Source organism: Hanstruepera ponticola, from assembly GCF_012931685.1.
Taxonomy (GTDB): Bacteria; Bacteroidota; Bacteroidia; order Flavobacteriales; family Flavobacteriaceae; genus Hanstruepera; species Hanstruepera ponticola.
Genome location: NZ_JABANC010000002.1, coordinates 530549 through 542623, shown reverse-complemented (window position 1 = coordinate 542623; position 12075 = coordinate 530549). Strand labels below are relative to the sequence as shown.

Here is a 12075-nt window from a genome sequence, read left to right as displayed (position 1 = left end):
TCATTTTCGATTAGTAATTTAGTAAATTCTTACAAATTATAATCAATTTCACATAACTAAATGAAACCAGTTGATGTTTATTTTTTGGAACAACAAGAGCCATTGCAATCTATTATGCTGTACGTAAGACAGGTAATTTTGAAGACTTTGCCTAATATTCAAGAACGCTATAGCTATAAAATTCCGTTTTATAACATGGGGAAAAAGCCTATGATATATTTGAATGTTTTAAAAGGAACTGATTTTGTAGATGTGGCTTTTGTTCAAGGTATTTTATTGGAAAATGACTTTCCGGAGTTACAGGATTATAATAACCGAAAACAAGTGCGCTCTATTCAATTAAAAAGCATTGAAGATTTAGATGAATTGCGTTTTGTTAAATTGCTGCAGGCAGCAGCAAAGCAATTGGAGCAGAGTAAAAAGGCTTGGTTTATTTAAAGTTGTTTTGAAACAATGTAATTCTCAAAAGACATGCCTTTCAATACTTTCTTTTGCTTTTTAATAACATCGTAGTAATGGTCTTCAAAAAAGGGTAATGCTGTAATACTCACATCAGATTTTATTTCATCGAAACCATCCATCATAACTTTTGATTCTATAATACGTAATAATTTTGAAGCAATACCTTGACGTTGATAGTCTTTATGAACGAACAGACCATCAAAATAGTTGCCGTTTTTTAAATAGGCAAAACCGACAATGGTGTCATTAGTTTCAGCAACTAAAAAATAGAATCTGTTAACTCTTTCTTCCCATTTTTCAGTATCATTGGCTCCAGCAGACCAGGTTTGAATCTGCTTATCTGAATAATCTTTTGAATTCACTTCGCGAACAGTATCCCTAAATAGTGTAGTTATCTCTGGAACATCTTCAATTGTTGCTTGGCGAATTTCAATATCCATAGAATAGACTTATTTCAAGCTGTTTATTGTTTTTCTAATAGCCACTAAATTAGAGAGTAAACCTTCTAGATTGTCTAAATGTAACATGTTGGCGCCATCACTTTTAGCATTGGCAGGATCAAAATGGGTTTCTATGAATAAACCATCAACATGATTTACAACACCAGCTCGCGCAATAGTTTCAATCATATCAGGTCTTCCGCCTGTTACACCAACCGATTGGTTAGGTTGTTGTAATGAGTGAGTAACATCTAATATTGTTGGTGCGTATTGTCGCATGGTTGGAATACCACGAAAATCAACTATCATATCTTGGTAGCCAAACATCGTTCCTCTATCGGTTATCCAAGCTTTATCGCTACCAGAATCTTTGACTTTCTGTACGGCATGTTTCATAGCTTCTGGACTCATAAATTGTCCTTTCTTTAGGTTAACTACTTTGCCTGTTTCAGCAGCCGCAACTACTAAATCTGTTTGACGGACCAAGAATGCTGGGATTTGAAGCACATCTACATATTCGGCAGCCATTTTAGCATCAGATACTTCATGAATATCTGTAACTGTTGGTACATCAAAGGTTTCAGAAACTTTACGTAAAATTTTTAAAGCTTTTTCATCACCTATTCCAGTAAAACTATCTATACGACTACGATTGGCTTTCTTAAAACTGCCTTTAAATACAAATGGAATGTGTAATTCGTTGGTAATAGCAATAATCTTTTCAGCAATGCGCAAAGCCATATCTTCACCTTCAATTGCACAAGGTCCTGCTAATAAAAAGAAGTTATTACTATTTGTATGCATTAACTTCGGAACGTCTCTTAAATTCATGAGCTTAAAAATTTAAGCTACAAAGATAGTTAAATTAAAACGCTTTTTTAATGCTATTTCTAATCATCCAAAGCGCCATTAAAAAATTGGTAAACACAAAGAGACCGCCATAAATAATGAAGGTTCTAGTTGATGCCGAAAAATCAATAATATTGAATAAATCAGATAAATAAGCGAGAATTAGATAGGATGACAAGCACACAAATACAATTCCTAGTGAGAAATTGAGTTGCTTATTTGGTTTAATTAATTGCCAAAGAAAAGGTATGCTAAATAATAAAATGGGATATGCAGTAAGACCATCGCTTCTATTTACATCTGTAAACCAATAGGCAATTACAGCTATATAATAAAGATATGGGATGAATTTAGAATATTTACTAATCAATTTCATTTTTTACATTTTTAAGGGTTAAACATGTAATTTAACATGAGTAAAGCGCCTTTGGTGGTTATGAAGTTGGTTAGTAATGGCTATTTACTAATAATACTTAAACGAAAGATAATTATAAATCGTATGTGTTATATTGATTGTAACATATAATTAACTATAATTTATAATAGTTGTTAAAATATAACGTACCTTTGCGCGCTTAAAATAGGGCATTATTATGGCTACAATTAAAAACATTGCAATTATTGCACACGTTGACCACGGTAAAACAACTTTGGTTGATAAGATCATGTATCACTGTCAGTTATTTCGTGATAACGAGAACACTGGAGATCTTATTCTTGATAACAACGATTTAGAGCGTGAAAGAGGTATTACAATTACTTCTAAAAACGTATCTGTTATTTATAAAGACACTAAAATAAATATTATAGATACTCCTGGTCACGCCGATTTTGGTGGTGAAGTAGAACGTGTATTAAATATGGCTGATGGTGTGCTGTTATTGGTTGATGCCTTTGAAGGTCCTATGCCACAAACGCGTTTTGTATTACAAAAAGCTATTGATTTAGGATTAAAACCATGTGTGGTTATTAATAAAGTTGATAAGGAAAATTGCACGCCAGATGAAGTACATGAAAAAGTATTTGACTTAATGTTTGAATTGGGTGCTGAAGAGTGGCAATTAGATTTTCCAACGGTTTATGGGTCTGCAAAGAACAACTGGATGAGTGACGACTGGAAGAATGAAACTGATAATATTGAGCCGTTACTAGATATGGTTATCGAGCATATTCCAGAGCCAAAAATTGAAGAAGGGACAACGCAAATGCTGATTACGTCTTTAGATTTTTCTTCGTTTACAGGTCGTATTGCAATTGGTCGTTTAACACGTGGAGAATTAAAGGTTAATCAAAATATTTCTTTGGTAAAACGCGATGGAAGTATTGTAAAATCTAAAATTAAAGAATTACATACATTTGAAGGTTTAGGTCGTAAGAAAGTTGAAGAGGTTAAAGCTGGAGATATTTGTGCCATTGTAGGTTTAGAAGGATTTGAAATTGGTGATACGGTTGCTGATTGGGAAAATCCAGAAGGTTTAAAAACCATAGCCATTGATGAGCCAACCATGAGTATGTTATTTACTATTAACGATTCGCCTTTCTTTGGAAAAGATGGTAAATATGTTACCTCAAGACACATAAAAGAACGTTTGACTAAAGAACTTGAAAAGAATTTAGCCTTACGTGTTGAAGAGACTGATAGTGCTGATAAATTTATGGTTTTTGGTCGTGGTGTACTGCATTTATCTGTTTTAATTGAAACGATGCGTCGTGAAGGATATGAATTACAAATTGGTCAACCACAAGTAATCATTAAGGAAATTGATGGTGTAAAATGTGAACCTGTTGAAGAAATGACAATTGATTTGCCTGAAACAGTTTCTGGTAAGGCTATTGAAATGGTTACTATGCGTAAAGGTGAAATGTTAAGTATGGAAGCTAAAGGTGAGCGTATGGTTTGCCAGTTTATAGTACCTTCAAGAGGTATTATAGGTTTGCGTAATCAATTATTAACAGCTACTGCTGGTGAGGCTATTATGGCGCACCGTTTTAAAGAATATCAGCCTTTAAAAGGCGGTATTCCAGAACGTCAAAATGGATCGTTAGTTTCTATGGAAAAAGGACAAGCTATTCCATATTCAATTGATAAATTACAAGATCGTGGAAAGTTTTTCGTTGATCCAGGCGAAGATATCTATGAAGGTCAGGTAATTGGAGAAAATTCTCGTGGAGATGATATGGTTGTTAATGTGACTAAAACTAAAAAATTAAGTAACGTGCGTTCATCAGGTGCTGATGATAAGGCTAAAATTGTTCCTGCTATCAAGTTTTCATTAGAAGAAGCGTTAGAATATATCCAGAAAGACGAATATGTTGAGGTAACACCTAAACATTTACGATTACGTAAAATTCTATTGACGGAAGTTGAACGTAAGCGTAATAAAAGTATATAAATTATGGAGTTGATTACTGTAACAGATTGGGTTGGTTATGCTGCCATGGCTACAGTTTTAATTTCATTCTTAATGAAAAAAGTAAACAACTTACGAATGGTAAATTCTGTGGGTTGTTTACTTTTTGTGATTTATGGCTTTATGCTTAATCCGTTGTCTTATCCCATTATTATTACCAATACAGCCATATTCTTGATAAACATATATTACTTGGTGTTAAAGAAAAGGTAGAGTTCATTATATTTACAAAAAGTTTGAATATGCATTTTCTATATTTCGATCCAAGTATTGGTGCTATGATTGTGCAAGCGGTCGTTGCAGCTGTGGCAGGAGTTGTTTTGTTTTCGAAAAGTTTTATGTTTAAAATCAAATCATTTTTGGGTCTTGTTAAAAACGACGATGACTTATTTGATGATATTGACGTTAAAGATTCTGACATAGAAAACAACAAAGCAGGTGACAAGTAATAAAAGGCATCCATCTTCATTTAGAGATCCATCTGGATACGTTTTTAAAGACCAAAATGTTTTTAAGCGTGTTATTAACCCAATATACTTTCGGCAATATAGAAGTTTAAAAGATTCAGGTTTCTTTAAAAAATTATTTCAGAATAAGTTATTGATTTCACATACTGAAGATCAATCTAACGATTCTGAAATAGTAATAGTACCTGAACATATTCCTTTTATTACCTATCCTTACGAATGGAGTTTTTTGCAATATAAAGAAGCTGCATTACTTACTTTAAAAATCCAAAAATATGCTCTAGAACATGGCTATTCATTAAAAGATGCATCGGCTTTCAATGTGACGTTTCATAATAGCCAAGCCATTTTTATAGACACCCTCTCATTTGATTTTTATATTGAAGATCAACCTTGGCGTGCTTACAAGCAATTTATAGCACACTTTTTGGGTCCATTACTGCTTGCACAATACCATGGTACACAATCTCTAAAACTATTATCAAGTTTTATAGACGGTATGCCAATGAGGCAGTTAGCATCCATGTTACCATTTAAAACAAAATTGAACCCGTTTTTGTATTCAAATGTGCACTTACTAGCAAAATTTGAAGAGAATTATAATGACGACTACGAGGGAAACATAAAGCAAACCAAACTTTCTAAAAAAGCGCAACTAAATATTATTAAATCGCTTTACGATTTCATAAAAAAAATGTCCTTAAAGGAACAATCTGAATGGGGCGACTATTATAGTAAAACCAATTATTCAGATACGGCTTTTAAAACAAAATCTGAAGTTATAAATAGATGGGTGAATTCAATTAAACCTAAAACCTTAATTGATATTGGTGGCAACGATGGTACTTTTGTTAGACTTCTAAATAATGAATTAGAACAGGCTTTGGTCTGTGATATTGATAATAATGCCGTTGATTGTAATTATAAAATTACTAAAACAAATAACGAAGCCTATATGTTGCCTTTTGTTTTAGATATTTTAAACCCATCGGCAAATATTGGGTTTAACAATGAAGAAAGAACGTCTTTTCTAAATCGTATTGAAGAATATGCTCCAGATATTACTTTAGCGTTGGCAGTTATTCATCATATAACGCTTTCAGGAAATGTGACCTTTGACATGTCTGCTGAATTTTTTGCCAATTTTTCTAGAAATTTAATAATTGAATTTCCAAAACCAGACGATTCTTGGGCTTTACGTTTACTAAATACCAAAGGAGAATTCAGAAATCATTTTGATTTTTATAACGAAGAAAATTTTGAGAAAGCCTATTTGAAGAAGTTTTATTTGGTAGAAAAAATAGACATACCGAATTCTAAACGGGTTATGTATTCTTTTAAAAGAAAATAGGAATGAGTAATCTGCGTGATAGAATTATAGCATTCATAAACAGTGATGAGGACAAACCACTAATTGCTGCTATAGCTGCTGGATTGTACCCCTTATTGTATTATTATAACAACAATTTGACTTTACTAAACTCTTCAGAACAAATTGTATTTTTTGTAATATACTTCTTAATTGTTCCCATTGCCGTATTTAAGCTTATGGGATTTTTGATTTCAAGAGTTTCCTATTTCAAGAGCATTAAAGTATATGCAACACCTGTTTTTAACTTAATGTGGTTTGCTTATTTATTGGTTTTAATTACGAAAGGGTTTCATATTAAGTTTATGCTGCTGGCAGTGGCATTAGGTTTTGTGCTTGGAGTTGTCCTAAAAAAGCATTTTAATAAAATAATTGCTTTGCAAATATTAATGGCTGTTTTGGTTTTAATTCCTTTAATGAAATACATTTTTTTTGATATCGAGACACCTATTGAATGGATTAATCAACCTGATAATATTGAAAATGTAGAATTCAAGAAGAAACCGAACATTTATATTATTCAACCTGATGGCTATGTTAACTTTTCTGAAATAGATAAGGGTTATTACAACTATGATAATTCAGATTTCAAAGGATATCTTTTAAATAATAATTTTGAATTATTTGATAATTATAGGAGCAATTATTATTCAACATTAAGTTCTAATAGTTCGCTGTTTGCAATGAAGCATCATTATTATAATTTACCAAGTAATAAAATTAGGGAGGTTTATAATGCAAGAGATGTTATTGCAGGAAATAATCCTGTAATTGATATTCTAAAGCAGAATAAATATAAGACTCACCTATTAATGGAAAAATCATATTTATTGACTAATAGACCAGAAATGCAATATGATTATTGTAACATAGATTATAATGAGTTTACATATTTCTCTAGAGGATTTCATGTAACAAAAGATGTACGCGAGAATTTAGAATCATTGTTTCCTCTTGAAAATGACTCTCATAATTTTTTCTTTATTGAGCAATTGTTGCCTGGTCATATAACCAATAGTTCTAATCTAGGAGACGTAGCTGATTTTGAACGGGATAAGTATTTTAGTAAGCTAGAGTTGGCTAATGTTTGGTTAAAGGATATTATCAACTTTATAATTGATAATGATCCAAATAGCCTGATAGTCATAACCGCAGATCATGGAGGGTTTGTTGGTATGCATACAACCATAGAGTCTCATGAAAAGCAGACAGATCGAGACTTAATTTACTCTATTTTTTCTTCACAATTAGCAATTAAATGGTCAAATGATACTCCTCATTTTGAAAAAGAAATTGAAACGCCAGTAAACTTATTTAGGTTTCTATTCTCTTATTTAAGCGACAATGAGATATATTTAGAAAACCTTCAAGCAGATAAAAGCTATATTCCTATTAATAGAAAAGCTGCTTTTGGTGTTTACGAATATATCAACGATAAAGAAGAAATTACTTTTAATCGAGTTTCAAAAAAAACAGCCCAATAGAGTAAATTATAATTAGTATTTTCATCTCAAATTTAAACCAATTTAGAAATTAAGTATTTAGCAAAGCCATATCATTCAAAATATAAACCTCATTGGGACGCCTTTATTGGTAGTGCAAAAAATGCTACTTTTTTATTCAATAGAGATTTTATGGAATACCATCAAGATCGATTTGAAGATGCCTCACTATTAATATTTAAAAATGATGAAGTTGTAGCTCTTTTACCTGCTAACAAAGTTGATAATATGGTTTATTCACATCAAGGTCTTACCTATGGCGGATTGGTTGTAAGTGAAAAATTGAAATTTCATGCTATTTTAGAATGTTTTAAGGAGGTTTTGAAATACTATTCAGAAAAAGGTTTTAATAGCCTTCAAGTTAAAACGTTACCTGCTATATATAGTAAGCAACCAAGTGATGACATGTTGTATTTAATGCATATTTTGGATGCTAAATTAATAAGAAGAGACATGCTCTCGGTTGTAAATCAGTCAAACCCAATAAAATATTCAAAAGACAGAAAGGATGGTGTCAAACGTGCAAAGAAAGCACATTTAATTATTAAATCAGATGATGATTTTGATAATTTTTGGAATGAAATATTAATTCCAAACCTGCAAAAAAAACATGGTGTTAATCCCGTTCATAGCTTGGATGAAATTAAATTACTTAAAAAGCGTTTTCCAAAAAACATCATGCAGTTTAATGTTTATGACCAGCAAAAAATTATTGCTGGGACAACTATCTTTATTACTGAAAAAGTTGTCCATTCACAATACATTTCTGCAAATGAAACAAAGAATAAAACAGGGAGTTTGGATTTTTTGCATGACTATTTATTGAAAGAAGTTTTTACAGAGAAACCATATTTTGATTTTGGTATTTCAAATGAAAATAATGGCTTCAAAGTTAATTCTGGATTACAATATTGGAAAGAAGGTTTTGGTGCGAGAGCCATAGTTCAGGATTTTTATCAATTACCAATTGAAAATTACAAGCGGTTAGATGCTGTTTTGATATGATTAAATTTTTAGATCTAAAGAAAATAAACGAACGTTTTGATAAGGCTTTTCAAGAGCGATTTAAGCAGCTTTTAAATTCCGGACAATATATTCTCGGTAATGAATTAAATACTTTTGAGAATGACTATGCGAAATATTGCGGTACTGATTATTGCCTAGGAGTCAGTAATGGGCTAGACGCCTTAATATTGATTTTTAGAGCATATATTAAATTAGGTATTTTAAAAATAGGTGATGAGGTGCTAGTTCCTGCAAATACTTATATAGCTAGTATTTTGGCTGTTGTTCATGCTGGACTGAAGCCAGTTTTTGTAGAGCCTGATGAAAAGACTTTTAACATATCAGCTAAAGAATTAAATAAGCATATTTCCAAAAATACTAAAGCTATTTTAGTAGTTCATTTGTATGGGCAATTAGCGGAAATGGATGAAATCAATCTTTTGGCAAAAAAACAAAATTTACTAGTAATTGAGGACGCTGCGCAAGCTCATGGAGCTATTAATAGTAAAGGAAATAGAGCAGGAAACCTGGCTGATGCTGGAGCATTTAGCTTTTATCCGAGTAAAAATTTAGGTGCGCTTGGTGATGCTGGTGCGGTAACTACTAATGATGTTCAATTGGCTGAAACTATTAAGGAGTTACGAAATTATGGCTCCACTGAAAAGTACGTGCATACAAGTCTGGGCTTTAATAACCGTTTAGATGATATTCAGGCTGCCATGCTATCAGTTAAACTTCCTTCATTGGATAATGACAATAGCAGAAGACGTGAGGTTGCTAAAAAATATTTAAGTGAAATTAAAAATAGTAAGATACAACTACCTTTTTATGACTTAAGTAAAAATCATGTTTTCCATGTCTTTGTTGTTAGGGTAGAAGATAGAGACGCATTTGTCTCTTTTTTGGAGAAGAATGATGTACAATACCTAATTCATTATTCTAAACCAGCTCATAGACAATTAGCCCTAGCGGAATACAGTAATCTGAAATTGCCAGTAACAGATGCCATACATGAACAGGTAGTCAGTATTCCAATGAGCCCAGTTATGACTGATGCAGAGGTCTCTCAAATTGTTAACCTACTAAATTCTTATTAATTGAAACGATTACTTAATTATATAAATAATAATGTTTTAATCAAGGTTGCTTCATTGAATTCTGCTTCAGTAGCAACGAGAATTATAGCAGGATTTTTAACTTCAAAAGCCATTGCCCTTTTTGTTGGAGCAGAAGGAATGGCCTTAATAGGAAATCTACGGAACTTTTTGAGTTCAGTTCAAACAGTCTCCATATTGGGTTTTTATAATGGTATCGTAAAATATGTGGCTGAATTTAAGGAGAATACTATTGAATTGAGTAAAACCCTTTCTACTATTTTTTATCTAGGCTTTTTTTCTACCATATTAGTGTCTTTTACCTGTTACTTTGGAGCAGATTATATTAATGATTATGTGTTTTCCTATTACAATGATTACGCTTATGTTATTAGAATTCTCGCGATAGCTTTGCCGTTTTACGCATTGAATATGTTTACGTTTGGTATTCTCAATGGGTTTTCTAAATATAAAATTTTAATCATAATTAACATTATTGGACAGATTTTAGGTCTTTCTATTACCATTTTGTTAATATATAAAGAGCGTATTGATGGTGCATTAATTTCGGTAGCTATTTCAGAATCATTGATTTTTTTAATCACACTAGTAGGTGTTGCCAATAGAAGAAGTTTGGCACCATTAGTCAAAGTAAAGAACATCAGTTTTGGTTATGTCAAAAAATTGAGTTCATATTCCATGATGGCTATTTTTTCAGCTATTTTATTACCCATAGTTGCCATATTCATAAGAAATTATATTACTGATTCGGTTGGAATACGAGAAGCTGGTTTTTGGGAAACTATGAACAGGATTTCAAAGTATTATTTGATGTTCGTATCTTCATTATTGACACTTTATATATTACCTCGTTTATCTGAAATAGATAATGTAAAAGAATTTAGAAATGAAGTTTTTAATTTTTACAAAACCATTATTCCCATTTTTGGATTAGGATTATTGGTTATATATCTTTTTAGAAAATATATAATCCTTTTAATTTTTTCTGAAGAATTTTTACCCGTACAGGATTTGTTTTTATGGCAGCTTTTAGGTGATTTTGTTAAAGTGCTATCCATAGTTATTGCTTATCAGTTTTTGGCTAAAAAAATGTTTTGGCATTATATCATTACCGAAGCATTTTCTGTGATCATTCTATATTTTACGAGTATTTATTTTATTGATATTTATGGAACAAAAGGAGCCAATATTGCGCACTTTGTGACATATGTTGCTTATTATGGGCTAATACTTTTAATATTCAGTTCATCATTGTTTGGTGTATTACCGGATGAACCTGATTTAGAGAATTAATTTTTTGAATGATTTTGCCAAATTTCTAGATAACGTTTTGTGATGTTCAAGTAGTTATGCTCTTTCTCAATAAAGGCTCTAGCATTTTCGGAGATTTCAATAATTTTTTCTGAATTTTCAATAAGCCATGACAATTTGTTGGCAATTTGGTTGGAATTAGGTAAAGCATTAATAGCAACAGTATCTTCCTTCAAACCATAATAATCTAACCATTCTTGTTCAGCACCTGTAAAAACCACTTTGCCTTTAGCCATAGCTTCTAAAGCGTTATAGCCTTGATCATAAGCATAGACTTGATCTAGAATAATATGTGCCTTATTATATGATTGGATGTATTCATCATAGGGAAGGTTTTCTGTTTTTATAATGCTTACCTTATTATCATACTTTTTAGATATTATTTCTAAAGCTTCATCAAAAAAATTGCTTCCTTTTTTTAAGTAGTTTGCCCTATTAATACCCATGAAAATTATGATTCTATCTTCAATTTTAGGTTTAATAAAGCTAATCTTATTAATATTGATAGGGTTTGGTATCAGGCATAAATACTGCTTGTTATTAAGAAGTGGTAGATGATAATCTAAATCAGAAGCAATGACGCCTTTAATGTTTTTATAAACAAAATGATGAAGCTTTTGATAGGAGGGAGTTAGGAATTTAATGATATGCCAGTAGCTTTTTTTGGAAGCTCTACTTTCTTTATAGGGATTTAATATTGAATATTTGAATCTGTCTTCGGCTGCAAAATTTACACTTATGTAGTCTGCTCCACAAGACAGCAAAAATACATTTTTATTGTTTTTGAAGATGTGGCTTAACAATTTTGATTCAATTTTTGGAATGGAGTTAAACGGAGCTTCATTTATAAGTTGAACAACATCATAATCAACAAATAAATGCTTTTGTCTATTATATTCAACTTTTATTTTTTGTGAATTTAAATCAACACCTAGAGATTTGAAAAGAACTTTATTTAAAAGCGAACTGCCCTTTTTTGACTGATTAGCTCCCAATGAGATATCAACAGGAAACTTTTTAAATCTATCTCCATTGCCAACAATAAGAACTTCATGTCCCAGTTCTTGCAATCCTTCCTTTAGTGAGTTGTGAAGTCTGCTGTATTCACCAATCAATAAAATTTTCATGTTAAAATTTTTAGACA

General features: G+C 31.4%; 13 protein-coding genes. 9 read left to right on the top strand and 4 right to left on the bottom strand.

The window, feature by feature from the left end; all coding sequences use genetic code 11:
• Positions 1-60: 60 nt before the first annotated feature.
• Positions 61-438 (top strand): DUF1801 domain-containing protein, encoded by a 378-nt coding sequence (locus HGK31_RS08375; protein ID WP_191859320.1) that lies wholly within the window; start codon positions 61-63, stop codon positions 436-438.
• On the opposite strand, the gene HGK31_RS08370 is transcribed toward HGK31_RS08375, so the two are convergent.
• The 3 genes from HGK31_RS08370 to HGK31_RS08360 are packed head-to-tail and all read right to left on the bottom strand — an operon-like array spanning position 435 to position 2127.
• Positions 435-902: a GNAT family N-acetyltransferase gene (locus tag HGK31_RS08370; protein ID WP_191859319.1), complete on the bottom strand. Its 468-nt coding sequence runs from the start codon at positions 900-902 to the stop codon at positions 435-437. The two genes, HGK31_RS08375 and HGK31_RS08370, sit on opposite strands and share 4 nt — an antisense overlap.
• Before the next feature lie 9 nt (positions 903-911).
• On the bottom strand, positions 912-1733 hold the full coding sequence (gene kdsA / locus HGK31_RS08365) for a 3-deoxy-8-phosphooctulonate synthase (protein WP_191859318.1): 822 nt from the start codon (positions 1731-1733) through the stop codon (positions 912-914).
• Positions 1734-1767: 34 nt separating this feature from the next.
• On the bottom strand, positions 1768-2127 hold the full coding sequence (locus HGK31_RS08360) for a hypothetical protein (protein ID WP_191859317.1): 360 nt from the start codon (positions 2125-2127) through the stop codon (positions 1768-1770).
• Positions 2128-2344: 217 nt separating this feature from the next.
• On the opposite strand from HGK31_RS08360, the gene typA reads away from it, so the two are divergent.
• The 8 genes from typA (at position 2345) to HGK31_RS08320 (ending at position 10913) form a co-directional block, all read left to right on the top strand.
• Positions 2345-4144: a translational GTPase TypA gene (gene typA / locus HGK31_RS08355; RefSeq protein WP_104734482.1), complete on the top strand. Its 1800-nt coding sequence runs from the start codon at positions 2345-2347 to the stop codon at positions 4142-4144.
• Positions 4145-4147: 3 nt separating this feature from the next.
• Positions 4148-4375: a uroporphyrinogen decarboxylase gene (locus HGK31_RS08350; RefSeq protein WP_191859316.1), complete on the top strand. Its 228-nt coding sequence runs from the start codon at positions 4148-4150 to the stop codon at positions 4373-4375.
• Positions 4376-4404: 29 nt separating this feature from the next.
• Positions 4405-4611: a hypothetical protein gene (locus HGK31_RS08345; RefSeq protein ID WP_104734480.1), complete on the top strand. Its 207-nt coding sequence runs from the start codon at positions 4405-4407 to the stop codon at positions 4609-4611.
• Positions 4601-5980 carry a class I SAM-dependent methyltransferase gene (locus HGK31_RS08340; protein WP_191859315.1) on the top strand — a complete coding sequence of 460 codons (1380 nt, stop codon included), beginning with the start codon at positions 4601-4603 and terminating at the stop codon, positions 5978-5980. Before HGK31_RS08345 ends, HGK31_RS08340 begins: the two co-directional genes overlap by 11 nt.
• Before the next feature lie 2 nt (positions 5981-5982).
• Positions 5983-7482: a hypothetical protein gene (locus HGK31_RS08335; RefSeq protein WP_191859314.1), complete on the top strand. Its 1500-nt coding sequence runs from the start codon at positions 5983-5985 to the stop codon at positions 7480-7482.
• Between the two features lie 150 nt (positions 7483-7632).
• Positions 7633-8505 (top strand): GNAT family N-acetyltransferase, encoded by an 873-nt coding sequence (locus HGK31_RS08330; protein WP_223115321.1) that lies wholly within the window; start codon positions 7633-7635, stop codon positions 8503-8505.
• Positions 8502-9602, top strand: a complete 1101-nt coding sequence (locus HGK31_RS08325; protein WP_191859313.1) for a DegT/DnrJ/EryC1/StrS family aminotransferase — start codon at positions 8502-8504, stop codon at positions 9600-9602. Before HGK31_RS08330 ends, HGK31_RS08325 begins: the two co-directional genes overlap by 4 nt.
• Complete coding sequence (locus HGK31_RS08320; protein ID WP_191859312.1) at positions 9603-10913, top strand: O-antigen translocase; 1311 nt, start codon at positions 9603-9605, stop codon at positions 10911-10913.
• Here HGK31_RS08320 and HGK31_RS08315 read toward each other — a convergent pair.
• On the bottom strand, positions 10910-12058 hold the full coding sequence (locus HGK31_RS08315; RefSeq protein ID WP_191859311.1) for a glycosyltransferase: 1149 nt from the start codon (positions 12056-12058) through the stop codon (positions 10910-10912). The genes HGK31_RS08320 and HGK31_RS08315 overlap by 4 nt on opposite strands.
• Between the last annotated feature and the right edge of the window lie 17 nt (positions 12059-12075).

Excerpts from the sequence above, each read along its gene's own strand:
- HGK31_RS08375 (WP_191859320.1), top strand. The coding sequence starts at position 61 with ATGAAACCAGTTGATGTTTATTTTTTGGAACAACAAGAGCCATTGCAA.
- HGK31_RS08370 (WP_191859319.1), bottom strand. The coding sequence starts at position 902 with ATGGATATTGAAATTCGCCAAGCAACAATTGAAGATGTTCCAGAGATA.
- kdsA (WP_191859318.1), bottom strand. The coding sequence starts at position 1,733 with ATGAATTTAAGAGACGTTCCGAAGTTAATGCATACAAATAGTAATAAC.
- HGK31_RS08360 (WP_191859317.1), bottom strand. The coding sequence starts at position 2,127 with ATGAAATTGATTAGTAAATATTCTAAATTCATCCCATATCTTTATTAT.
- typA (WP_104734482.1), top strand. The coding sequence starts at position 2,345 with ATGGCTACAATTAAAAACATTGCAATTATTGCACACGTTGACCACGGT.
- HGK31_RS08350 (WP_191859316.1), top strand. The coding sequence starts at position 4,148 with ATGGAGTTGATTACTGTAACAGATTGGGTTGGTTATGCTGCCATGGCT.
- HGK31_RS08345 (WP_104734480.1), top strand. The coding sequence starts at position 4,405 with ATGCATTTTCTATATTTCGATCCAAGTATTGGTGCTATGATTGTGCAA.
- HGK31_RS08335 (WP_191859314.1), top strand. The coding sequence starts at position 5,983 with ATGAGTAATCTGCGTGATAGAATTATAGCATTCATAAACAGTGATGAG.
- HGK31_RS08330 (WP_223115321.1), top strand. The coding sequence starts at position 7,633 with ATGGAATACCATCAAGATCGATTTGAAGATGCCTCACTATTAATATTT.
- HGK31_RS08325 (WP_191859313.1), top strand. The coding sequence starts at position 8,502 with ATGATTAAATTTTTAGATCTAAAGAAAATAAACGAACGTTTTGATAAG.
- HGK31_RS08315 (WP_191859311.1), bottom strand. The coding sequence starts at position 12,058 with ATGAAAATTTTATTGATTGGTGAATACAGCAGACTTCACAACTCACTA.